At 58.3% G+C, this 22,647-nt stretch carries 22 protein-coding genes; 14 read left to right on the forward strand and 8 right to left on the reverse strand.

What is annotated here, in order from left to right; translation table 11 throughout:
- Window positions 1-21: 21 nt before the first annotated feature.
- Window positions 22-636, forward strand: a complete 615-nt coding sequence (locus C2U47_RS05600; RefSeq protein ID WP_029314803.1) for a TetR/AcrR family transcriptional regulator — start codon at window positions 22-24, stop codon at window positions 634-636.
- A 73-nt stretch (window positions 637-709) separates the two neighbouring features.
- Here C2U47_RS05600 and C2U47_RS05605 read toward each other — a convergent pair whose 3' ends face one another.
- Window positions 710-1,321: a flavin prenyltransferase UbiX gene (locus C2U47_RS05605; protein WP_042016310.1), complete on the reverse strand. Its 612-nt coding sequence runs from the start codon at window positions 1,319-1,321 to the stop codon at window positions 710-712.
- On the reverse strand, window positions 1,318-2,688 hold the full coding sequence (gene mpl / locus C2U47_RS05610; protein WP_049635995.1) for a UDP-N-acetylmuramate:L-alanyl-gamma-D-glutamyl-meso-diaminopimelate ligase: 1,371 nt from the start codon (window positions 2,686-2,688) through the stop codon (window positions 1,318-1,320). The genes C2U47_RS05605 and mpl overlap by 4 nt, the downstream gene beginning before the upstream one ends.
- A 233-nt stretch (window positions 2,689-2,921) precedes the next feature.
- Here mpl and ppa point away from each other — a divergent pair, with 233 nt between their 5' ends.
- Window positions 2,922-3,452, forward strand: coding sequence for an inorganic diphosphatase (gene ppa, locus C2U47_RS05615; RefSeq protein ID WP_005335667.1), 531 nt, complete (start codon window positions 2,922-2,924; stop codon window positions 3,450-3,452).
- Window positions 3,453-3,477: 25 nt separating this feature from the next.
- Here ppa and C2U47_RS05620 read toward each other — a convergent pair whose 3' ends face one another.
- A complete protein-coding gene (locus C2U47_RS05620) occupies window positions 3,478-3,828 on the reverse strand; it encodes a hypothetical protein (RefSeq protein ID WP_010675583.1) in 351 nt (116 codons plus the stop codon).
- 123 nt (window positions 3,829-3,951) lie between these two features.
- On the opposite strand from C2U47_RS05620, the gene C2U47_RS05625 reads away from it, so the two are divergent.
- The 12 genes from C2U47_RS05625 (at window position 3,952) to C2U47_RS05685 (ending at window position 15,803) form a co-directional block, all read left to right on the forward strand.
- Complete coding sequence (locus C2U47_RS05625; protein ID WP_042880471.1) at window positions 3,952-4,830, forward strand: hypothetical protein; 879 nt, start codon at window positions 3,952-3,954, stop codon at window positions 4,828-4,830.
- Window positions 4,831-5,035: 205 nt separating this feature from the next.
- Entirely contained in the window at window positions 5,036-5,578 is a 543-nt protein-coding gene (locus tag C2U47_RS05630) for a YtfJ family protein (RefSeq protein ID WP_010675585.1), read from the forward strand.
- 43 nt (window positions 5,579-5,621) lie between these two features.
- On the forward strand, window positions 5,622-5,912 hold the full coding sequence (locus C2U47_RS05635) for a hypothetical protein (protein ID WP_080988551.1): 291 nt from the start codon (window positions 5,622-5,624) through the stop codon (window positions 5,910-5,912).
- A 36-nt stretch (window positions 5,913-5,948) separates the two neighbouring features.
- Window positions 5,949-6,545, forward strand: a complete 597-nt coding sequence (locus tag C2U47_RS05640; RefSeq protein ID WP_048208350.1) for a DUF2796 domain-containing protein — start codon at window positions 5,949-5,951, stop codon at window positions 6,543-6,545.
- 4 nt (window positions 6,546-6,549) lie between these two features.
- Entirely contained in the window at window positions 6,550-7,236 is a 687-nt protein-coding gene (locus C2U47_RS05645) for an ABC transporter ATP-binding protein (protein ID WP_039040841.1), read from the forward strand.
- Between the two features lie 58 nt (window positions 7,237-7,294).
- Entirely contained in the window at window positions 7,295-8,542 is a 1,248-nt protein-coding gene (locus C2U47_RS05650; RefSeq protein ID WP_043155759.1) for an ABC transporter permease, read from the forward strand.
- A 31-nt stretch (window positions 8,543-8,573) separates the two neighbouring features.
- Entirely contained in the window at window positions 8,574-9,050 is a 477-nt protein-coding gene (locus C2U47_RS05655; RefSeq protein WP_010675589.1) for a DUF3299 domain-containing protein, read from the forward strand.
- A gap of 120 nt (window positions 9,051-9,170) precedes the next feature.
- Window positions 9,171-10,019: a TIGR03899 family protein gene (locus tag C2U47_RS05660; protein WP_042016317.1), complete on the forward strand. Its 849-nt coding sequence runs from the start codon at window positions 9,171-9,173 to the stop codon at window positions 10,017-10,019.
- Window positions 10,020-10,256: 237 nt separating this feature from the next.
- Window positions 10,257-11,885, forward strand: a complete 1,629-nt coding sequence (locus C2U47_RS05665; RefSeq protein ID WP_043155761.1) for a methyl-accepting chemotaxis protein — start codon at window positions 10,257-10,259, stop codon at window positions 11,883-11,885.
- A gap of 559 nt (window positions 11,886-12,444) precedes the next feature.
- Entirely contained in the window at window positions 12,445-12,843 is a 399-nt protein-coding gene (locus C2U47_RS05670; protein WP_102948891.1) for a hypothetical protein, read from the forward strand.
- Between the two features lie 105 nt (window positions 12,844-12,948).
- Window positions 12,949-13,875: an alpha/beta hydrolase family protein gene (locus tag C2U47_RS05675; protein ID WP_049635996.1), complete on the forward strand. Its 927-nt coding sequence runs from the start codon at window positions 12,949-12,951 to the stop codon at window positions 13,873-13,875.
- A 410-nt stretch (window positions 13,876-14,285) separates the two neighbouring features.
- Entirely contained in the window at window positions 14,286-15,803 is a 1,518-nt protein-coding gene (locus C2U47_RS05685) for an ATP-binding protein (protein ID WP_080988552.1), read from the forward strand.
- A 208-nt stretch (window positions 15,804-16,011) separates the two neighbouring features.
- On the opposite strand, the gene C2U47_RS05690 is transcribed toward C2U47_RS05685, so the two are convergent.
- From C2U47_RS05690 to cysD, 5 genes are all read right to left on the reverse strand, one after another.
- Window positions 16,012-17,052 (reverse strand): IS481-like element ISAs19 family transposase, encoded by a 1,041-nt coding sequence (locus C2U47_RS05690; protein ID WP_042864152.1) that lies wholly within the window; start codon window positions 17,050-17,052, stop codon window positions 16,012-16,014.
- Between the two features lie 459 nt (window positions 17,053-17,511).
- On the reverse strand, window positions 17,512-18,102 hold the full coding sequence (gene cysC / locus C2U47_RS05695) for an adenylyl-sulfate kinase (RefSeq protein ID WP_043155923.1): 591 nt from the start codon (window positions 18,100-18,102) through the stop codon (window positions 17,512-17,514).
- A 344-nt stretch (window positions 18,103-18,446) separates the two neighbouring features.
- Window positions 18,447-20,171, reverse strand: a complete 1,725-nt coding sequence (locus C2U47_RS05700; protein WP_043155924.1) for an SLC13 family permease — start codon at window positions 20,169-20,171, stop codon at window positions 18,447-18,449.
- A 4-nt stretch (window positions 20,172-20,175) separates the two neighbouring features.
- Window positions 20,176-21,603, reverse strand: a complete 1,428-nt coding sequence (cysN, locus tag C2U47_RS05705) for a sulfate adenylyltransferase subunit CysN (RefSeq protein ID WP_043155925.1) — start codon at window positions 21,601-21,603, stop codon at window positions 20,176-20,178.
- Window positions 21,604-21,627: 24 nt separating this feature from the next.
- Entirely contained in the window at window positions 21,628-22,596 is a 969-nt protein-coding gene (cysD, locus tag C2U47_RS05710; RefSeq protein ID WP_010675598.1) for a sulfate adenylyltransferase subunit CysD, read from the reverse strand.
- Window positions 22,597-22,647: the final 51 nt, after the last annotated feature.

The following is a 22,647-nucleotide window of genomic DNA, read 5'->3' on the forward strand; positions in this document are numbered from 1 at the left end:
TAACTATTAGATGAAAAAACTATGGAACCACGCGCAGAAATAAGACGTCGAACCCGGCTTTCGCCGGAGGCTCGCCGTGATCAATTGATGGAGTGTGCCGTCGAGGTATTTTCCCGTCGCGGCATCGGCCGTGCGGGGCATGCCGAGATAGCCGAACAGGCAAAGGTCTCGGTTGCGACCGTTTTTAACTATTTCAATACTCGTGAAGATCTGGTCGACGAAGTGCTGACAGAAATCGAAGCCTTCGTACAGCAGATCCTCGAACAGGCCTACAACGGTCAGGGCTCCGCCAGGGAGAGCATTCACCGCCACGTGAAGCTGTTCGTTGACGCCGCCTATGACAAGCCCGATCACGCCAGCATCTGGCTGGAGTGGAGCTCCTCGGTGCGGGAAGAAGTGTGGCCTCGCTACACCCGGCTGCTGGACAAGGCGCTGGAGCGCATTGCCCCCCACCTGCAACGGGCCATCGACAACGGCGAGATCCAGAGCGTGCTGTCGGCGCAGGATCTGGCCCGCTCCCTGACCGGTTTTGGCTATGTGATGATGCAGATGATCAATCAGCCGCAGCGTCCGAGCCGGGAAGAGGTGACGGATTTCCTGTTCAAGTACGTGACGGCCCCCATCCAGGCCAGCTGACTCGTGCAGATGTTGACAACGCGGCGCCGGGCTTTACAGCCCGGCGCTGCTTTTTTGTCCGCTCCCCGCCGTATCAGTGGTTTGCATAACCCCAGCGACTGGTCAACTCATGCTCGACACCCAGGTGGTCGAGGATGCGGGCGACCATGAAGTCCACCAGATCCTCGATGCTTTTGGGTTCATGGTAGAACCCTGGCGCCGCCGGCATGATGGTCACGCCAAGACGGGCAAGCTTGAGCATGTTCTCCAGATGGATCGCCGAGAAGGGGCTCTCCCGGGGCACCAGAATCAGCTGGCCCCGCTCCTTGATCACCACGTCCGCCGCACGCTCCAGCAGGTTGTCCGAGGTGCCGTTGGCAATGGCCGAGACGGTACCCATGGAGCAGGGGCAGACCACCATCTGTTTGGGGGCCGCCGAGCCGGAAGCCACCGGCGAGAACCACTCCTCCTTGCCGCAGGCGACGATCTGACCCTCTTTGGCACCATATTGGCGACAGAGGTACGCCGACAGCTCCCTGGGGGAGCCCGGCCAATCCTGCTGCTGCTCGGTCTTGAGCACAACCCTGGCCGCCGAGGAGGCGAGCAGGAAGACCCGATAGTCCGCCTGCACCAGGCATTCCAGCAGGCGCAGGGCATAGGGAGCGCCGGAGGCGCCGGTCAGCGCCAGGGTGATGGCCTTGTTCATGATGCGCTCTGCAGCTCCTTGAGGCGGGCGATCAGCTTGTCGTGAATGCCGCCGAACCCGCCGTTGCTCATGATCAGAATATGATCCCCTGGGCGGCTCTCGGCCACCAGGGCGCCAATCAGGGCATCAAGGCCCTCGAATACCCGGGCAGGCCGGGTCATGTGGGCCGTCACCTCCCCCAGCTCCCAGCCGATGTTAGGGGGCTGGAAGAAGAACACCTCGTCGGCACCGTCGAAGCAACCGGCCAGCTCCTCCTTGTGAACCCCGAGCTTCATGGTGTTGGAGCGGGGCTCCAGCACCGCCAGGATGCGGGCCTTGCCCACCTTGGCGCGCAGGCCGCCCAGGGTGGTCTCGATGGCGGTGGGGTGGTGGGCGAAGTCGTCATAGACGCTGATGCCGGCCACTTCTCCTTTCAGCTCCATGCGCCGCTTGGGGGACTTGAACTGGCAGAGGGCGTTGATCCCGTGCTCCACCATGACACCGGCATGGCGGGCAGCGGCGATGGCCATCAGACCGTTGTTGACGTTGTGCTCTCCGATGCACTCCCAGTGCACCTCTCCCTGTTTTTCACCATCCAGCCACACCTCGAAGGCGGAGCCGTCATCGGCCAGCTTCACCGCCTTCCACTTGGCGTCGTCCTGGCCCACCAGCTCCACTTCGCTCCAGCAACCCATCTCGCGCACGGCGGTAAGGTTGTCATCGCCTTTGGGGAAGAGCACCCGGCCGTTGCTCGGCACGGTGCGCATCAGGTGGTGGAACTGGCGCTGGATGGCGGCGAGATCCGGGAAGATGTCCGCGTGGTCGAACTCCAGGTTGTTCATCACCAGCGTGCGCGGGTGGTAGTGGACAAACTTGGATCGCTTGTCGAAGAAGGCGCAGTCATATTCGTCCGCTTCAATCACAAAGAAGGGAGCCGAGCCGAGACGGGCGGAAACCGGGAAGTTGCCCGGCACGCCGCCGATGAGGAAACCGGGTTCCAGCTTGGCATACTCCAGCACCCAGGCCAACATGCTGGCGGTGGTGGTCTTGCCATGGGTGCCCGCGACGGCCAGCACCCAGCGATCTTTCAGCACGTGCTCCAGCAGCCACTGGGGGCCGGAGATATAGGGCAGATTGCGGTCCAGCACATATTCCACACAGGGGTTGCCACGGCTCATGGCATTGCCGATCACCACCAGATCAGGCGCCGGATCGAGCTGGGAGGGGTCGTAGCCTTCGGTCAATTCGATGCCCTGTTGCTCGAGCTGGGTGCTCATGGGGGGATAGACGTTGGCGTCGGAGCCGGTCACCCGATAGCCAAGCTGTTTTGCCAACACCGCCAGACCACCCATGAAGGTGCCGCAGATCCCGAGAATGTGAATGTGCATACCGCTGCCTTTTCCAGTAAAGGGAGTGCGCATTCTAGGGTCTGTTGACCCGGTGGCACAAGCCGCGCCCATGGGGAGCGAAGGCATCCGCGCCCGCAGACGACAGAAATCGGGCAAGCGCGGGTAAAAGCCACCCTCCAGCACGCCACCCGGCCCTTGAAATATGGTCATTTGACGGGACATCGCTATAATGTCGGCCTGCAAACTTGACTCCAACACTCAAAGGAAACGTCATGAGCCTGAACCTGGTACCGGCCGGCAAGAGCCTGCCTGACGACATCTACGTCATCATCGAAATCCCGCAGAACGCCGACCCGATCAAATACGAAGTCGACAAGGACAGCGGCGCCATCTTCGTTGACCGTTTCATGTCCACCCCGATGTTCTACCCGTGCAACTACGGTTACGTGAACGCCACCCTGTCCCTGGACGGGGATCCGGTCGACGTGCTGGTTCCGACTCCCTACCCGCTGCTGGCCGGCTCCGTCATCCGCTGCCGCCCGGTCGGCGTGCTGAAGATGACCGACGAATCAGGCGAAGACGCCAAGATCGTGGCCGTTCCCCACTCCAAGCTGACCAAGCAGTACGATCACATCCAGGATGTGAACGATCTGCCCGAGCTGCTGAAAGCCCAGATCCAGCACTTCTTCGAGCGCTACAAAGAGCTGGAAGCGGGCAAGTGGGTCAAGGTGGAAGGTTGGGGCGACAAGGCCGCTGCCGAAGCCGAAATCAAGACCTCTGCCGAGCGTTACGCTGCAAAATAAGCGTACTCCTCGCAAAAAAGGCGCCTTATGGCGCCTTTTTTATTGGTCGTTGCGGGGACGCTCCGGGGGGATCCCCCTGGATATAGAGGTCGCGCCCGTTTTGCCGATAGGGGCGGTAATAGTCATCACCGCAGCGATATTCCTGACCGGCACCTCCCACCAGATCGCAGTTGACCGGCAGCACCTCCAGCCACTTGATGGCCTGCTGGAAGCGCAGCCACTCCTGCCATTCATGCTCCCGGGCCAGCTGATCCCGCAGGGCGAAGGTATCCGCGCTGGACAATCCCTGATTGACGATGACCTGCCCCGCCAGCGCCGGCGTGGCCACCAATATCAGCAGAAACCGTGAAACAAGCTTCATGATGATTTCCCCCATGACTTATTTCCTGAATTAAATTTAAAGTCAGATCAGATAATTACCAATATATCTGTCACCAGACCAATCCAAATGCCGGTCACTCACCTAGTTGTTTATTATCAACCCAGGCGGAGGCGCATCATGAAACTGGCACAAGGCTTTCTGTGCAGTCTGCTCTTCGGCACCATGGCGCAGGCCAACGAGATCAACCTGAGCTGGCAGTGGCAATCTGCGGATGGTCAGCAAAAGCACCTGCAATTGACGGCGGATGAGCGCACCTTTTCAGCCAGCCGTCACGAGATGACACAGCTCGACACCGCCCTCAACTTCCCGCTGGAAACACTCTACTCCTACATCAGTCCACGCCTCTACAACAGCATCAACCAGATCAACCAGCACAGCCCGGAGACGGCCACCAAGTTCCGCAACCTGGAACAGGCCTTTACCCTGCACGACAGCAGCCTCGAATCCGCCCAGTTCTGGCAGGCCTACCGGCAATATCAGGAGGACGCCTTCTACGAGATGCGGGTCCAACCCTGCGTTCACCCGGCCAATCAGAAGCTGCCCTGTGTGCGCCCCAACTACTCCCAGCTGTTCTATCAGTTCAAGGGAGACCTCAAACCCCTGGCACAGCAGTTTTCGGCCAAGGATCTCGCCACCAGCGTCATCCTGCTGCAGGAGTGGCTGAGCGGCATCCCCACCCCGCCCGAGCAGATGGACCACTTCGCTCCGCCCTTGCAGGCCCTGCAGGACAACAAGGCCGACAGCGACGAGAAGGCGCTGCTCATGGCCAGTCTGCTGGCGGAGCTGGCGCCCCAGTACAGTCTCAGCATCATCTATCCGAACATCAGCATCGGCAGCGTCTCACCGGCCTGGCTCGCCATCACGGCCGACAGCGGCCTTGAGGGAGACACCCTGGTGATCGGCAATCAGCGCCACGTGCTGCTCACCGGTTCTCCCCTGCTGGCCCAGCAGATGACGATGGCCCAGATTCCCTTGATCAGCGAACCGCTCTACTAGCCTCTTCTGACCATCACTTGCTTTTGATGGATGACATGCCATCCTTGCCGCCGTCATTGGGGGGATGGCGCCCATGTTGACAAGATCACCGTCGCACCCTGCATTATTTAACACTTTTTAAACAGATCCGATCAGTTTAGGATGTTCAGGGTCCCATTCCCTCGACCCAAAAATCGTTATAACATCACAAAGGAGTGTCATCCGGATGAAACATCTCGTGCTTACTCTGGCGCTGCTGCCAACCCTGGTCATGGCCCACAACATCAAGGAATCAACCCAGGTGCCGCTGGTCAACATCAGCGACAAGGGGGAGCTGGTGCTCAAGGAGAAGGAGATCAGCTATCAGCCCTGGCAGAGCAAGGTCCTGACCGGCAAGGTCTTCCTGATCCAGCACATTGCGGGTCGCTCCAGCGCCAAGGAGCTCAATGCCCCCATGATCGAGGCGATCAAGGCGGCCAAGCTGCCCCACGACAAGTACCAGACCGTCACCATCATCAACAGCAATGACGCCATCTGGGGCACGTCCGGTTTCGTGAAGAGCAGTGCCGAGGACAGCAAGAAAGAGTTCCCCTGGTCCGCCATGGTGCTGGATGCCAAGGGGATGGCCCGCAACGCCTGGGCGCTTACCCCGGAAAGTTCGGCCATCATACTGCTGGATAAAGAGGGCAAGGTGCTGTTTGCCAAAGATGGCCAGCTCGATGCCGCCGAGATAACCAAGGTGATGGGGCTCATCCAGTCCCATCTCTGAATCAGAGAGAAGGGCGCTGATGGCGCCCTTTCCACAAGGGTCTATGGGTCGTTCCACACTGACAATCTGGGTGTTGCTGCTGGGCTGGTTGTGGATGCAACCGGTGCTGGCACAGCACCCTCTTGAAGCTGCCCTGCCCGATCACGGTCATGCCTGCACCCTCTGCGTCCTGCATCTGGATGGCAAGCTGGCACTGACGCCGACCCCCGTACTCCCTCCCCTCTCCTCTGGCATCGACCGGTATATCGGCACTCCCCAACCGAGGGCGGCCACCGGCACCACGGGACATCGCCGTATCCGCGCCCCACCGCCCCTTCATTGTTTCTTTTTTTGAACCAATCTTTTCTCTATTTATTCAAAAGGATTAACGATGAAAGCAGTCACCCTGTTGCTGGCCGCTGCCGCCTTCGGCGCCCAGGCCAATCACGACGAACACGAAAGCCACAGCCACGGTGCCCATGAGCACGGTCACGGCCACCTCAACCTGGTACTCGACGGCAACCAGCTGATGATCGAGTTGCAGGCCCCTGCCGCCGATCTGGTGGGCTTCGAACATGCCGCCAACACCGATGAGGAGAAAGCGCAGTATGCCAAGGCGGTGGCCCGCCTCCAGCAGCCCGACGCCCTCTTCCGTTTCGACCCGGCCGCCGGCTGCAAGCTGACCCAGCAGGAGCTGCAGGCCGCCAAGGAAGATCATGACCATGAGCACGAGCACGAGCACGAGCACGAGCACGAGCACGACAAGGCTGATGGCGCTCACGATGAACACCATCACGACGACGCGGGCCATGCGGACATGGGAGCCATGTACACCTACACCTGCGCTACCCCGGCCAAGCTCACCGGTCTCGAGGCCACCCTGTTCAGCCTCTACCCGAGCCTGGAGAAGCTGAGCGTGCAGGGCATACTGCCCACCGGCCAGACCGCCGCCGAACTGACTCCGTCCGCCAACAAACTGGGCTGGTAACACCATGAAACATGCCGTGGTTGAGATCCGTGATCTGGCCTTTGCCTGGCCGGGTCACGAAGCCGTCCTCGATCTGCCCGCCCTTCGCATCCACGAGGGTGAGCGCGTCTTCATCAAGGGCCCATCGGGTTGTGGCAAGTCCACCCTGCTCGGGTTGCTGGCCGGTATCCAGACCGCCAACCACGGCACCCTGGAGGTGCTGGGCCAGCCCCTGGCCCGGCTTTCCGGCCGCGCCCGTGACCAGTTCCGGGCGGCCAATCTGGGGTACATCTTCCAGCAGTTCAATCTGCTGCCGTTTCTCTCGGTGCAGGACAACGTCACCGCTGCCCTCACCTTTTCACCCGCCAAGCGGGCCCGCCTGACAGGGAGCCCCGAGCAGGAGGCGCGCCGCCTGCTGGCAGAACTGCAACTGCCGGATGAGGCGCTCCATCGCCCCGTCCACGCCCTCAGCATCGGCCAGCAGCAGCGGGTTGCCGCCGCCCGCGCCCTGATAGGCTCCCCTCCTCTGGTGATCGCCGACGAGCCCACCTCGGCCCTGGACACCGACAACCGGGCCGCCTTCATCCGGCTGCTGTTCGAGGAGTGCGACAAGCAGGGATCTACCCTGGTCTTCGTCAGTCACGATCCCTATCTGGAGCCCCTCTTCCCCCGGGTGGAGAACCTGCAACAGCTCAACCGGAGGGCGGCATGACCACACGCCATCATCTCGCAGCCCGTCCAGCCATCTCCCCTTCACTGCGGAGGCTTTCATGCTGAAACTCGCCCTGCAAAGTCTCTGGGCCCGTCGCCTCACCGCCGGGCTCACCCTGCTGGCCGTCGCCATCAGCGTCACCCTGCTGCTCGGGGTGGAGCGGGTGCGCAGTCAGGCACGGGACAGCTTCGCCAACACCGTCTCGGGTACCGATCTCATCGTCGGCGCCCGCTCCGGCCAGGTGAACCTGCTGCTCTATTCGGTGTTTCGCATCGGCAACCCCACCAACAACGTGGGCTGGGACTCCTACCAGGCCATCAAGACAAAGCCAGGCGTCGCCTGGACCATCCCCCTCTCCCTTGGCGACTCCCACAAGGGGTTTCGCGTGCTCGGCACCAACGGGGACTACTTCACCCACCTGAAGTACGGCCAGCAGCAGGCGCTCGTCCTGCGCGAAGGTCGCCCCTTCGAAACACCGTTTGAAGCGGTGCTGGGTGCCCAGGTGGCCGAAAAGCTCGGCTATCACCTGGATCAATCCATCGTCATCGCCCATGGCGCCGGCAACACCTCGTTCAGCCAGCACGACAACATGCCGTTCAAGGTGGTGGGGATCCTGGCCCCCACCGGCACCCCCATCGATCGCACCATTCATGTGCCGCTGGCGGGCATAGAGGCGATCCATCTGGGCTGGGACACAGGTCGTCACAGCAAGAACGTGACCCCGGAACAGGCGATGGCGCTGGATCTCACCCCCAAGACCATCACCGCCTTCATGGTGGGGCTGAGCAACCGGATCCTGGCGTTCCAGTTGCAGCGCAGCGTCAACACCTATCCCAGGGAGCCCCTGATGGCCATCCTGCCGGGAGCCGCCCTCCAGGAGCTCTGGGGGCTGATGAGCGTGGCGGAGACCGCCCTGTCGGTGATCGCGGGCTTCGTGGTGGTGGCGGGCCTCATCGGCATGCTGACCACCCTGCTCGCCGGCCTCAACGAGCGGCGCCGCGAGCTCGCCATTCTGCGCTCCCTGGGGGCGGGCCCTGCCCACCTCTTCCTGCTGCTGGCGCTGGAGGCGATGGCACTCACCACGGCGGGCATCGCCCTCGGGGTGGCCGCGCTCTATCTCGGTCAGGGGCTTGCTAGCCCCTGGCTGCTCAGCCACTATGGCCTGCAAATGAGCCTGGGTCTGCCGAGCGCCTATGAGTGGCAACTGCTGGGCCTGGTCTGGCTGGCGGGCATGGTGATCGGGCTGCTGCCTGCCGCCCGCGCTTACCGCTACAGCCTGAGCGACGGCATGAGCATTCGCGTCTGACCCGACGCATCCGACCAAGAGAGAAGAACAGATGATGAAGTGGAAAATAGTGGCGCTGCTGGCCAGCCTGCTGGTGCTGCCTGCCATGGCTGCAGATTACAAGACCATCGACTGGGATATCCTCATCCCGGAGGGGGAAAAACTGCTGCCACCGCCCCAGGTCAGCCATGATGGCGACTTCTCCTCGGTGCCGCAGCCGGTGGGGGGCGTCAACAAGAAGCTGGACAATCAGGAGGTGCGGATCCCCGGGTTCGTGGTGCCCCTGGAAGGGGATGCCAAGACCATCACCGCCTTCCTGCTGGTCCCCTACTTTGGCGCCTGCATTCACGTGCCGCCCCCGCCCACCAACCAGGTGATCTACGTGAGCTACCCCAAGGGGGCGCCGGTGGATGACCTCTGGGACGCCATCTGGGTCAAGGGCAAGATGCACACCGTCAGCTCCAGCCACGAGATGGCCACCGCTTCCTACTCCATGGACGCGGTCGAGGTCAGCGTCTACGAAGAGTGAGCCCCTGATGGCCTCCCCCGGGAGGCCATTTTTTATCCCGTGACGACCCCGGCAAAGGGATTGTTCATGGATCTGGTTGGAGTAACATTCACTACCAGACCTTGCCATCACGGAGCCAGCATGGCTGACCTGCCCCCCAAGAAAGAGAGTTCCATCCTGAGCAGCCAGGAGCAGACCCTGCGCCTGGCCCGCAGCCGCGGCATCGATGGCATGCTCACCCGCAACAGCGACAGCACCTTCGAGCAGCGCGCCACCTTTCGCCAGTTGGCGGAGCAGGCTACCCGCCAGCGCAATCTGGAATCCATCATGGTGATGGCCGCGCGCCACTGCGAAGAGACCGCCGCCGGCGGCGAGATAGACAGCGACTGGCTTACCCGCTTCCTGCAACTGGCCGAAGACATCAGCATGACCCCCATGCAGCAGTTGTGGGGCCGCATCTTCGCCCTGGAAGTCGCCACCCCGGGCCGCTTCTCCATCCGTGCCCTCAACACCCTCAAGGAGATGACCCAGCGCGAAGCCCAGCTGTTCCAGCGCATCTGCGCCCTCTCCTGCCACTACGAGGGCAGCGACGAGCAGCGTCTGCTGCTGGGCATGCACAAGGGGGCCAGCCTGCTCAGTCGCGCCAAGGTCACCCGGATGGGGCTCGGCAAATACCGGGTGCCCTACAGCGCCCTGCTGCTGCTGTGCGATCTCGGGCTGCTGCACCGTGGCGAGCTCGAATCCGGTCCCCTGCCCGCCGACGGGGTCGAGCTGGCCTTTGGCAACCAGCGCTGGCGTCTGCGCCAACGCCAGAGCAACCTCACCCTGCTCTATTACCGGCTCACCCCCATCGGCAACGAGCTTGCCCTGCTGCTGGACGAGCCCCCCCTGGAGGAGTACCTGCAGGATCTGAAGACCCTGCTCTCCACCCACCTGCAGATAGAGACCCAGATGCCGGCCCCGGTCAGCGAGCCGGATCTGCCCGCCTGAGGCTGGCGGAGGCCCCGGCCCCGCCTTGCCAAATTGCGAAACCCGCCCTGCCATTGCCAAAACGGCTCCCAAAAAGCGAATCCTGACGGCAGGGGCGGACGCGAGCCCGGGCCATGTTCCCCCCACTACGGGTTTTGAGCACAAAAGAGACATATAGAGCGCAATTTAAGCGGTTTTGGGCACTCTGGTGTACGAATTGCAACCAGACTCTCTTTCCTCTGTCAGGCAGGAAGTACCATGAGAGTCAATCAACCCGTTACCCAGCGTGAGCGCCTCTACCCGTCGCACCAGAACCTGATTTCCACCACGGATCTGGAGAGCCGCATCACCTATGCCAACGACGAGTTCTGCCAGATAGCCGGCTTCACCCTGGAGGAGCTGCAAGGGGCACCCCACAACCTGGTCCGCCACCCCGACATGCCGCCCCAGGCGTTTGCCGACATGTGGCGCCATCTGCGGGAAGGCAAAAGCTGGATGGGCCCGGTCAAGAACCGCTGCAAGAACGGGGATCACTACTGGGTCAACGCCTTCGTCACCCCCATTCAGGACGCAAGCGGCAAGGTGGTGGAGTACCAGTCGGTGCGCACGGCGCCGGACGACGCGATCAAGCAGCGTGCGGAGCGGGTCTATGAAGAAATGCGCCGCGGCAAGACCCCCCGGGCCCTGCGCCTGCCCCCCTGCTGCCACACCCTGGGGATCCACCTCTGCCTGATGGCGCTGCTGGCCAGCCTGGTCACCCTCGGCTATCAGCACGGCCCGGGCTGGCCTCTGCTCATCGGCGCCCTGCCTCTGGTGGTTGCGCTCGTCATCTGCCAGACCCTCTCCCGGCGCCTCGCCCGGCTGGAGACCCTGGCCCGCCACCGTTTCGACAACCCCTTGATGCAACTGCTGTATACCGGGCGGGTCGATCGCCTGGCTGCCGTCGAGCTCGCCATGAAGATGAACCAGGCCGAGTTCAATGCGGTGCTGGCCCGCACCCAGCAGACCTGCCAGCAGATCGTGCAGGCGGCGCAGACGGATCTGAACAATGCCGAGTCCATCACCGGCAACCTGCAGCAACAGCAGGCCCAGACCAACCAGGTCGCGACCGCCATCACCGAGATGACGGCGTCCATTCGCGAAGTCTCCCACAGCTCGAGCGCCTCCTCGGACAGCCTGGACAACACCGCCGTGCTGTTTCGGGAGGGCAATCGCAGCGTGCTCGATACCGTGGCGGCGGTGGAAGGGGTTCACGGCGAGCTGCTCACCTCCCGCGCCGTGATAGAGGCGCTGGCCAGCCAGTGCCGCGCCATCGACGGCATCCTGGACGTCATCAACAACATCGCCAACCAGACCAACCTGCTGGCCCTCAATGCGGCCATCGAGGCGGCCCGGGCGGGCGAGTCCGGTCGCGGCTTCTCGGTGGTGGCGGACGAAATCCGCACCCTGGCCATCAAGACCCAATCCTCCACCGGCGAGATCCAGCAGATGATAAGCCTCTTGCAGGCCAGCGCCGACGATGCCCAGCAGGCCATGGCGCAAGGGGAGCAGCTCTCCGCCAGTTGCCGCCTCAAGGCCGCCGCCACCGGCGATATCCTGCAACAGATAAGCGAACGCCTGTTGCAGGTGACCGCAGGCAGCAACCAGATAGCCCAGGCGGTGCAGGAGCAGTCCCTGGTCACCCAGGACATCCACCACAGCGTGCTGGACATCAAGCGTCTGGCCGACGACTCCAGCCAGGGCAGCCGCCACGCCGTGCAGGGCATCATTGCGCTCGTGAAGCAACTCGGGGACCTAGAGCGGCTGGTACGCCAGTTCCAGCAGCATCCCGCCACCCGGCCAACCAGCACCGCCCTGACCAGCGGCCAACCCTTGCTGGCCCGCTAAGCCTTCACGGAGCAAACCAGACCCAAAGACCGTGCGCTAACAATAAAAACGGGCCCCTGCCGTCACCGGCAGCGGGCCCCTCTTTTGGGTGGTGCATGGGCGTCTGAGCGGGTTTCAAATTCGAGTCGTCGACTGAACCCGCGGGTCTTTCACCCCGTCCCAACCACCTGCTCGCCCGTGCCACGCCGACCCTCTCGACTGCACCGCATGGCCCTCGGCAGGGCAATGGCCTTGCTCACTCCCCCATCCATACACCGTGAATGTTGGGCGTTGAGCGGGAAGCGGGAAGCGGGAAAGCGTCGGCCTTGAGATCCCTCTTATCCAACCTGCCGCAGGCCCCGCTGCCCCCCCCAATTTATTGATCTTACCCGAGAAATCGCCCGACCCCTCTTCCCTAACCAGCTCCGTTCGGTAACATGGCAATCGGGATCACCTCTTGTCGGAGTCAGCCATGAACCAGACCGGAGCCACAGGGAAAGCGCAGCAGGCTGGAGGCTGAAATTCAGGGGCGGTAGCCTTGCCTGAATGTTGGGAAGATCACGACCAAAGAGGTAAAAGTTTGAAAAGAAAACCAATAATAAAGCTTTCTCATATTCAAGAAGTTATCAAGTTATTTAATTCAATAAGCCAAGACGCGAGCTTACCTGATTCATATTACGAGATGTCTCGTTATATAAGCTCAACTGAATATGATGAAATGAATTTGTATGAACTTTCTTTTGAGCCTTATTTATATATAGCTAAGCAATGTGACATGAGCTTTTTCGCCCTGTATCGGAGCAAACAACGAATATATCTTGCTCATTGTAACGATGCCGGTCACCCCCCACCTCGATGGGAAGCCCATCCTATCAAATTATCCCAACTTAAGGATATTGAGTTGATGATGTTTTTATTGCGAGATCACGCCTATCAGCTAGTGCTCAGAAACAAGCAAGGTTTAGCCTATGAAATTTAAATAATTCAATATTCCAAAATAGATAAACCGATAAGATTGATAGCATGTGATTGCCACATTCTTCTTAGTATCAATCATTAAAAAAACACAACCATCATATTCAACATGAAAGTTCTATTAATGTTTTTTGGTTTTCTCTTTTTGACGAGTTCGGTGAACTCTCAGGAGATCATGACTCGCACAGCGAGCAGGGATGATGGCTCGCCTATCTCCTATTATCTTGTCCAACATGCCCATGGCGCAGATACACTGCTGTTGATCCTGCAAGGCTCTGATTGCAATAGTGTCTTGAAAATAGAGTCCATACTCACCGAGTATGAAAATGTCTGGCCAGAAGCTGATGTTTTGCTAATCGAAAAGTACGGCATCAATCGCAAGTTAAAATACAGTAGCGACCCGGCACGCAAAGACTGCCCTGCTCAATACCTTGAAAAGGACAGCCCTGCCCAGCGGGTAGCAGATATCAAGGCTGTGCTCGATACCGTTCGAAAAGATGGGCAATACAAGAGATTTATCCTCTTGGGTGGCAGTGAAGGGGCCGTTATCGCCAACCTGGTGACCGCAGATGTTGACTATATCGATGCCACCATCGCCTTTAATGGTGGTGGCCGCTGGTTTATCGATGACGTCTCACACAGCATCGCGGTAAAGCATAAAAACCCCGAAGAGGCGAGAAAAGAGATCGACGATTTCAAAGGGTTTGCCGAGCATGTTCTTAACAACGAACCCTTTGAGCTTGACGTCAGCGGGCATGGTTATCATTGGTGGCAGCAGATGCTCTCCATCGATCAGCTTGATACCCTTAAAAAAGTAAAGTCTCCTTTACTGATCGTGCAGGGGGGAATGGATACTTCGGTATCACCGCAAAAAACAGATGAGTTGGTGCAGCGCCTTAAAGAACTCGGGAAGAACAATATCGAGTATCGGCGTTACGAAGCACTGGATCATGGATTCAAGGACAGTGATGGGGAAAATCAGCGCAATGAGGTTGTGAGCGATATGAATTCATGGTTAAAGACAAATTTAAGTTAAGCAACTCTGACTAAAATTCTGCAACGCTTATCATTATTCATGTAGACCATATTTATAAAAACTGTCCTTTGGGGCTGTTAAAACAAGAATGTGTAATTTAAATTGGTACTTACTAGTCATTTATTCATCATAATTATAACTGTACGCTATGCTAAATTCAGATTGGTGACAGCCCTATAACTCAACAGATAATCTATATACGACATATTATCATAAACAGCAGCCACCTAGCTTTATTATTATTGAGATTACAATATTGAAATATACAATACAAAACAATACAAAACAATACAAAACAAAACAAAACAAAACAAAACAAAACAAAACAAACCAAACCAAACCAAACCAAACCAAACCAAACCAAACCAAACCAAACCAAACCAAATTAAATTAATGGAGCCATCTAAACCATGAATATATTAGCACTAAAAGAAAGAACCAAGAATCTCCTTTCGCTTGGAGAGTCGCATTTCAGAGAATTTAAATCTGCCTACCAAGGACCTTTAGATAATAAAAAGCCAGGTTCAATTAAGGATCTCAATAGATATATAGCAGAAGCCTTAGTTGCATTCTCCAATGCAGATGGAGGAAGTATAATTATTGGTGTCGAGGACGACGGAACTGTAACTGGCCTTCCATTTACGGAATCTGAAATTCAGAGTATGTTATCAGCATACAAAGATTACATACATACTGACAGTATTCTTCCCATTGAGATTGAGACAATAATTCGTGATTTAAACGAATGCACTGTTTTATTATTTTCAGTTTCTAAAGGGACGGATGAAATATATCAACTATCTGATGGTCGCTGTGTTGTTCGTAAAGATAAGCAAACTGTACCGGTATCTTTCAAACGAATACAGTTCGAAAGACAGGAAATATTATCAAGAAGTTTTGATCGTGCTTTTGTTGACGGGGCTACTGTTTCAGACCTTGATCAAACTCTAATTCAAAGTATTTCATCTTCATATTTAGTTGGCTTGAGTGTAGAATATTATCTGCAACAGACAGGCTTGGCTGAGTTTGGTTTAAATGACCTTAGGCTAAAAAATGCTGCCATTCTGCTTTTTGCTAAAGACATTTCCAAGTGGGCCCCAAGATGTCAAGTGAGAATAGTACAAGTAGAAGGGGACAATCTCAAAACAGGAAAAGATTACAATGTTGTCAATGATGAGATCATAACAGGAAATATATTTAGTTTAATCACAAACTCTTGGAATAAATTAAGACCATTTCTCGCATACAAGACAGAATTTGGAATGGAAGCAAAGTTTGAACAAAAATACATTTATCCTGAAGAAGCAATAAGAGAAGCATTAATAAATGCAATTACTCATAGAGATTACTCAATTCAAAACGGTATAGACATATTTATATTTAATAACCGTTTAGAAGTTTCTAGCCCCGGGAGACTACTCTCGACAATAAGTATTGATGATCTTCGTGCACTAAAAGGTGCCCACGAATCAAGAAACTCTCTAATATCTAAAATTCTTCGTGAAAATAGCTTTGTCCGAGAGCTCGGTGAAGGCATGCGCCGAATTTTCTCATTACTAGAATCTCAGGAGATGGAGTCTCCAATTCTAAACAATGCGGAAAATTACTTCTCCATAACATTTAAAAACAAATCAATATATTCTGCAAAAGAAGAAAGCTATCTAAATATATTCAACAAGTTCGAACTAACTGCAAACCAGAAGCGCATTGTCATTTTGGGAATAAAAAAAGATGAAATCAGCCCGCAAGACATTTATAAAGCGATGAACACAAATGATAGAGATACATATGATCGTGAGGTCACTGGTCTTAGAAGGCATGGAATATTGGTTCAAACTCGAACAAACCCCTCGGCTACAATACTTGCTAAAAAACTTAAAATAACAAAGCAAGCTATCGGTAGATTCAAAATAGAGATGCCTAAGTAAAATACTTAGAATTGAATGGAGGAACGCTAGCAATAAAATAGTTGCAAATAAAGATAACATCGATATCTGTCGATTAAACCACGCTGCCACTGTATGTAGGTTCGAATAGCGCAGCGTATTAGGACAATCGCAAATACCCACGCCACGGCATCAGCAGGGTGTACAGATCTAGTTATCACCTGACACCGGCCTCAAACCGGTGTCTTGTTTACGCTACTTTAGTGCGCACTTCCTTCGGTATCAATTTCAGACCCTTCTTGAACATGCTGTAGGGGGTCTGACCCTCCATCATCCTGCCCTGATGTGGCCGCTGGGTGTTGTAGTGTTCCAGGTAGCTATCCAGGTCTGTCTGCATCTGTTCTACCGACTCATACCAGGTCGTTCTCCCCTTGATACGGAAGTGTTCATCCAGCAGTGTGCGATGCAGTCGCTCGATAAAACCGTTGCTCTGCGGCCTGCGTACCTTGGTTGTCCGGTGTTCAATTCCCTCCAGTTGCAGAAACAGCTCGTAGGGATGATGGTCTGGGCGCCCACAGAACTCGCGCCCGTTATCTGACAGGATGGTATAGACCCGAGCCTCATGGGCTTCGAAGAACGGCAGTACCGTTTCATTGAGCACATGAACCGAGGTCACCGGCAGCTTGCTGGTGTAGAGCCGTCCCCAGGCATGGCGACTGTAGCAGTCCAGCACGGTTTGCAGATACACCTTGCCAACCCCCTTGAGCGCGCCGACGAAGAAGGTGTCAACCGCCACCAGTTCTCCGGTGTAGTGGACCTCAATCTGGCGTTCGCGAAACTCGGGGCTGAAGCGTTCTAACAGGCGGATCTGCTCGTCATTGAGCTCAATGGTCTGCTCCCGGTGGGTTTTCTCGAGGCGCAACAAGCGGTCGTGTTTGGAGAGCAAGTCGTGACGTTGCCACACGCCACGCACACCACCCGCACTGACATTGATGCCTTGCAGAGCCAGTTCTTGGGCGACCCGCAGCGGGCCATGAGTGGGTCTGGTGAGGGAGTAATCGAGGATGGCCTGTTCAATCTCAGGAGCGACCCGATTGGGATGAGCCCCTTTACACCCGGGCAATTTGTCGAGCAATCCCTCGGCGCCATAGGTCTGGTAGTTACGGCGAATTTCGTAGAACTGCTGACGGCTGTAGCCGATGAGCTTGCAGGCTTTGCTGACGTTATTGAGCTCTTTGGCGAGCTCTAGCAAGCTAAGTTTACGACGTGCTACTTTCTCGTTGGTGGTCATACGGTGACTCCAGATAACACGGTAGGGGTACCGTTTTGTTATCCGGTTTGAAGCCGTATGACCACTCCCTTTTGTGGGCAACTGTCAGGTGAATACCATCTCCATACAAGCAGGGATTGGGAAATCCCCTTGCGGGGTTGATATTGGCTACCTTGAGATGGCTCTTGGCTCACCGGTGCCACTATAAGCTGGAGTTATGGGTTTTACGATAAAGACCCAACTTTTGCTTATAGTGGCTGCCGCCAGCACACAAATGCTTGTTGCGGCCCACTTATCGGCCACAGGTCGCTTGCCAGATGTGCTACCGATTCCATGACACGCTCAGACAAAAAGAGGGTCGCTTTCCCCTTGCGACCCCCATCTGCGCCCTATTTGCTGCTTACGGCTTGCTGCCCGGGTGATTACCCGATTGCCGGAATAACGATCCGGCTTCCTGTGTAAGACGGCGCCACTCAACCACTACAGGTAGTTCCCCTGCCGCAGGGCGGTCAGCAGATCGTCTACCAGCGCATCCACCGGTTTACCAGCATTCAGCAGATGGATTTCCGGCTGCTCGGGGGCCTCGTAGGCGGAGTCGATACCGGTGAAGTTACGGATCTCCCCCGCCCGCGCCTTCTTGTAGAGCCCCTTGGGGTCACGCTCTTCACACACGCTAAGGGGTGCATCCACAAACACCTCGACGAACTCCCCTTCACCCACGAGATTGCGCACCAGTTGTCGCTCGGCACGGAACGGCGAGATAAAGGCGGTGAGGACGATAAGTCCCGCATCCACCATCAGTTTTGCCACTTCGCCGACCCGGCGGATATTCTCCTGGCGGGCGGCGTCATCGAAGCCGAGATCGCCGCACAGGCCGTGGCGCACATTGTCCCCATCCAGCAGATAGGTGTGCTTGCCCGAGGCGGCCAGCGCCTGCTCCAGTGCCCCCGCCAGGGTGGACTTGCCCGCCCCGGAGAGCCCGGTGAACCAGATCACCAGGGGCTTTTGCCCCTTCTGCTCGGCCCGGCTCTGTTTGTCGACGGCATGGGCATGCCACACGATATTGCTCATCCAACACTCCTTGATTGGCGCTCACGCCTCAAAACTTAAACTGTCCGGCACCGCGGGGAGCCGCCTCGGACTATCAGCCGACAACGTGCTGATGCCATGGCATTGCTCATCCAACACTCCTTGATTGGCGCTCACGCCGCAATACTGAAAACTGTCCGTTACCGCAGGGAGCCGCCTCGCACCATGAGGCGGCAAGGTGCTGATGCCCTGATATTGCGTATGCAACCCCCTGATTGGCGCTCACGCCTGGATGCCAGTGCCCTGGCACTCCCCTGCATCATAAGCAGCCTTGATAAAAGCTGCGTTAACATAAGCAGCCCTAACACATCCCCCGGTATCAGACCTTAAAACGGAAACAGCAGGGGCACCATGACGATCACCCCGATGCTGTAGGCCAGGGAGACAGGCAGGGCCAGCTTGAGATAATCCGGCATCTTGTAGTTGCCCGCCGCATAGACCATCAGGTTGGTCTGGTAGCCGTAGGGCAGGATAAAGCTGGAGCTCGCCCCGAACAGCACCGCCAGAATGAACGGCATGGTGGAGACGTCCATGCTGAGCGCCAGCTGGAATCCCATGGGGAAGGCCAGCGCCGCCGCCGCGTTGTTGCTCATCAGCTCCGTCAGCACCAGGGTAAACAGATAGATCCCCACGAAGGCGATAAAGGGACTGGCCCCGTTGAACTCCCCCATCAGCCAGTCGGCGATGAGCTTGGCCAGGCCGCTCTTCTCCAGCTGATCGGCGATGGCGAGCGCCCCGCCCACCACCAGCCAGATATCCAGGGGAAAACGGCGGCGGATCTCGTCCAGGGTCAGGATGCGTGAAAACAGCAGCGCCACCAGCATCACCAGCAGCCCCTTGAAGAGCGGCACCAGATCGAGCACAGACAGGGTCAGCACCCCGAGGAACCCCGCCACCACGGCGGCGCTGCGTGTGGCATCGAGCCGGGTGGAGGCCTCCAGCCCGCTCACCACCACGAACTCCCGGGAGAGGGACTTGTTGCCCGCAAACTTGGGGCCGGGGGCCAGCAGCAAGGTGTCCCCTGCGTGCAGCTCAATCTGGCCGAGGCCGCCGGTGAGCTGGGTCTCGCCCCGGCGCACCGCCAGCACCACCGCATCGAAGTGGGTGCGAAACTCCGCATCCTTGATGGTCTGCCCCACCAGGCGCGAGCTGTGGCTGACGATCACCTCCACCAGGTGCTGGCCGTTGAGGCGGTGCTGGCCGTAGAGATCCAGCCCTTTGAGCTCCTGCAACACGCCGACGCTCTCCACGTCGCCGCAGAACAGCAGCATGTCCCCCTCGTGCAGCTCGTGTTCCGGCTGCACCGGGCAGATCACCTGGTTGCCCCGGATGATCTCGGCAAGATAGAGGCTTTTCAGGCTGCGCAGGCCGTTCTCCTTGACGCTGCGCCCGGCCATGGGCGAGCCGGGGCCCACCTTGGCCTCGAGAAAATAGCCGGATTCCCGGCTCATCTCGGTGTCCTGCTCCGGCAGGTGGCGGGCAAACAGCAGCACGGCGATAAGGCCGGTCAGCAGGGTCCCCGCCCCCACCATGAAGAAGTCGAACATGCCGAGCGGCTTGGCCCCCATCTTGATGAGGAAGCTGTTGACGATGAGGTTGGTGGAGGTGCCGATCAGGGTCAGCACACCGCCAAAGGTCGCCGCGAAGCACATGGGCAAGAGCAGCCGGGAGGGCGCATGGTTGGGGTTGCGCTTGACCGCCCCCAGCATGGACGCCACCACGGCGGTGTTGTTGACGAACGCCGACAGGAAGGCTGTGGAGAACCACACCTTGACCAGCACCTTGTTGAACGAGCCGGTGCCCACCAGGTTGGCGAACCAGCTCATGACCCGGGTCTTCTCCACCGCGAGCGAGACCAGCAGCAACAGCACCAGGGTCAGCAGGGCGCTGTTGGTATAGCCCGCCACCACGGCGTTGATGTCCGCCAGGCCGCTCAGATAGGTGATGAGCACGGCGCCCGAGAAGAGCAGCGCCGGCCGGAGTTTGCCCTGGATCAGCAGGACGACGAGGGCAGCCAGCAGACCCAGCACCAGGGATTGTTGCCAGGTCATGGGCTTATTCCTTGCTTGCGTCGTTGCTGATGGTCAGCGCCTGCCAGTGGGGGAAGTGCTTGCGCACCAGGGCGTTGAGCTCCACTTCGAACTCGCTGTAGTGCCCTGTTGCCACTGTCGCGGCCAAGCCCTCCACTATCATGCCGGCGCCGACGGTGACGTTGCTCAGCCGATCGATCAGGATGAAGCTGCCGGTATCGCGGATCTCCTGGTAGGGGTCGAATGCCACCGGGTCGGTCAGGCTGAATTCGCACAGGCCGATCTCGTTGAGCTTGAGCTCGGAGGCCGGCAGCTCGTCGAGCTTGTTGATCTCGATGCGGTGGCGGATGGCCTCCACCTGACCACGGCTCTTCTTGGTCGCCAGCTTGACGTCATAGACCCGGCCCGGTTGCAGGGACTCCTCCCCCATCCAGACGATGTGGGCCAGCACGTTCTGGGTCACCTGGGGCTTTTTCGCCGCGTCCACCAGCAGGTCGCCCCGGCTGATGTCGATTTCATCGGCGAAGGTGACCGTGATGGCCTGACCCGGCAGGGCGTAGTCAAGATCGCCGTCGAAGGTGACGATGCGAGTCACAGTGCTCTCTTTGCCGGACGGCAGCACCGCCAGCTTGTCGCCCACCCGCAGGATGCCAGAGGCCAGCGTGCCCGCGAAGCCGCGAAAATCGAGGTTGGGGCGGTTGACGTACTGCACCGGCAGGCGCACCGGGTGACGCTCCAGCTCGCGCTCCACTTCCGCGCTCTCCAGCAAGGAGAGCAGGGTCTCGCCCTGATACCAGGCCAGCTTGTCGCTTGGGTTGACCACGTTGTCACCGTCCAGCGCCGAGACCGGCACGATATGGATGGTGTCGACGCTGAGCTTCTTGGCAAACTCGCGGTACTCCAAGCTGATGCGCTCGAACACCTCCTGGCTGAACTCCACCAGATCCATCTTGTTGACCGCCACCACGAACTGCTTGATGCCGAGCAGGCTCGCGATAAAGCTGTGGCGACGGGTCTGATCCAGCACCCCCTTGCGGGCGTCGATCAGGATGATGGCCAGATCGCAGGTGGAGGCGCCGGTGGCCATGTTGCGGGTGTACTGCTCATGGCCCGGGGTGTCCGAGATGATGAATTTGCGCTTGGCGGTGGAGAAATAGCGGTAGGCCACGTCGATGGTGATGCCCTGCTCGCGCTCCGCCTGCAGGCCGTCCACCAGCAGGGCCAGGTCCAGCTTCTCGCCGGTGGTGCCGAGCTTCTGGCTGTCGGACTCCAGCGCTTTGAGCTGATCTTCATAGATCTGCTGGGAGTCGTGCAGCAGGCGGCCGATGAGGGTGCTCTTGCCGTCGTCCACGCTGCCGCAGGTGAGAAAACGCAGCAGGCTCTTGTGCTGCTGGGCGTGCAGGTAGGCTTCAATGCCCTGTTCGCTGATGGCGGTCTGAATGTGGTTGTTCATGATGCGATTCCTTAGAACATTTTTTTAGAAATAGCCCTGACGCTTCTTCTGCTCCATGGAGCCGGCCTGATCGTGGTCGATGAGCCGCCCTTGCCGCTCACTCGAGGTGGTGATCAGCATCTCTTCGATGATCTCCGGCAGGGTGGTGGCATTGGATTCGATGGCCCCGGTCAGCGGGTAGCAGCCGAGGGTACGGAAGCGCACCAGCTCCTGCTTCACTTCGTCTTCCGGGCCGATGGGCATGCGATCGTCATCCACCATGATCTTGATGCCGCCGCGATCCACCACGGGGCGCATGGCCGCGAAGTAGAGCGGCACGATGTCGATGTTCTCGAGATAGATGTATTGCCAGATGTCCAGCTCGGTCCAGTTGGAGAGCGGGAAGACACGGATGCTCTCCCCCTTGTTGACCTGGCTGTTGTAGACGCGCCACAGCTCCGGGCGCTGGTTCTTCGGATCCCAGCGGTGGGACTTGTCGCGGAAGGAGTAGACACGCTCCTTGGCGCGGGATTTCTCCTCGTCGCGACGGGCACCACCGAAGGCGGCATCGAAGCCGTATTTGTTGAGCGCCTGCTTGAGCCCCTCGGTCTTCATGATGTCGGTGTGCTTGCTGCTGCCGTGCACGAAGGGGTTGATGTCCATGGCGAGGCCATCCGGGTTCTTGTGGACGATGAGATCCAGCCCGAACTTTTTGGCGGTCTCGTCCCGGAACTTGATCATCTCCTTGAACTTCCAGTTGGTGTCCACGTGGAGCATGGGGAAGGGGATCTTGCCCGGGTAGAAGGCCTTGCGGGCCAGGTGCAGCATGACGGAGGAGTCCTTGCCGATGGAGTACATCATCACCGGGTTTTCAAATTCGGCGGCCACCTCGCGGATGATATGGATGCTCTCGGCTTCCAGCTGTTGCAGGTGAGTCAGTCGCTCGCGGGTGACACCTGCACGGATGCTCTGTGCATCGGATGGCTGCAGTTGGGTCAGTCTTTCACGGTCCATGTCTGGGTCCTCGGTTCATTGCTATCGCACCTGCTCGGGGCGCGGTGTTGG

The sequence above is a fragment of the Aeromonas sp. ASNIH7 genome, from assembly GCF_002903485.1.
Lineage (GTDB): Bacteria > Pseudomonadota > Gammaproteobacteria > Enterobacterales > Aeromonadaceae > Aeromonas > Aeromonas caviae.

Coding starts and splice junctions, on each gene's coding strand:
- C2U47_RS05600 (WP_029314803.1), top strand. CDS start 22: ATGGAACCACGCGCAGAAATAAGACGTCGAACCCGGCTTTCGCCGGAG.
- C2U47_RS05605 (WP_042016310.1), bottom strand. CDS start 1,321: ATGAACAAGGCCATCACCCTGGCGCTGACCGGCGCCTCCGGCGCTCCC.
- mpl (WP_049635995.1), bottom strand. CDS start 2,688: ATGCACATTCACATTCTCGGGATCTGCGGCACCTTCATGGGTGGTCTG.
- ppa (WP_005335667.1), top strand. CDS start 2,922: ATGAGCCTGAACCTGGTACCGGCCGGCAAGAGCCTGCCTGACGACATC.
- C2U47_RS05620 (WP_010675583.1), bottom strand. CDS start 3,828: ATGGGGGAAATCATCATGAAGCTTGTTTCACGGTTTCTGCTGATATTG.
- C2U47_RS05625 (WP_042880471.1), top strand. CDS start 3,952: ATGAAACTGGCACAAGGCTTTCTGTGCAGTCTGCTCTTCGGCACCATG.
- C2U47_RS05630 (WP_010675585.1), top strand. CDS start 5,036: ATGAAACATCTCGTGCTTACTCTGGCGCTGCTGCCAACCCTGGTCATG.
- C2U47_RS05635 (WP_080988551.1), top strand. CDS start 5,622: ATGGGTCGTTCCACACTGACAATCTGGGTGTTGCTGCTGGGCTGGTTG.
- C2U47_RS05640 (WP_048208350.1), top strand. CDS start 5,949: ATGAAAGCAGTCACCCTGTTGCTGGCCGCTGCCGCCTTCGGCGCCCAG.
- C2U47_RS05645 (WP_039040841.1), top strand. CDS start 6,550: ATGAAACATGCCGTGGTTGAGATCCGTGATCTGGCCTTTGCCTGGCCG.
- C2U47_RS05650 (WP_043155759.1), top strand. CDS start 7,295: ATGCTGAAACTCGCCCTGCAAAGTCTCTGGGCCCGTCGCCTCACCGCC.
- C2U47_RS05655 (WP_010675589.1), top strand. CDS start 8,574: ATGATGAAGTGGAAAATAGTGGCGCTGCTGGCCAGCCTGCTGGTGCTG.
- C2U47_RS05660 (WP_042016317.1), top strand. CDS start 9,171: ATGGCTGACCTGCCCCCCAAGAAAGAGAGTTCCATCCTGAGCAGCCAG.
- C2U47_RS05665 (WP_043155761.1), top strand. CDS start 10,257: ATGAGAGTCAATCAACCCGTTACCCAGCGTGAGCGCCTCTACCCGTCG.
- C2U47_RS05675 (WP_049635996.1), top strand. CDS start 12,949: ATGAAAGTTCTATTAATGTTTTTTGGTTTTCTCTTTTTGACGAGTTCG.
- C2U47_RS05685 (WP_080988552.1), top strand. CDS start 14,286: ATGAATATATTAGCACTAAAAGAAAGAACCAAGAATCTCCTTTCGCTT.
- C2U47_RS05690 (WP_042864152.1), bottom strand. CDS start 17,052: ATGACCACCAACGAGAAAGTAGCACGTCGTAAACTTAGCTTGCTAGAG.
- cysC (WP_043155923.1), bottom strand. CDS start 18,102: ATGAGCAATATCGTGTGGCATGCCCATGCCGTCGACAAACAGAGCCGG.
- C2U47_RS05700 (WP_043155924.1), bottom strand. CDS start 20,171: ATGACCTGGCAACAATCCCTGGTGCTGGGTCTGCTGGCTGCCCTCGTC.
- cysN (WP_043155925.1), bottom strand. CDS start 21,603: ATGAACAACCACATTCAGACCGCCATCAGCGAACAGGGCATTGAAGCC.
- cysD (WP_010675598.1), bottom strand. CDS start 22,596: ATGGACCGTGAAAGACTGACCCAACTGCAGCCATCCGATGCACAGAGC.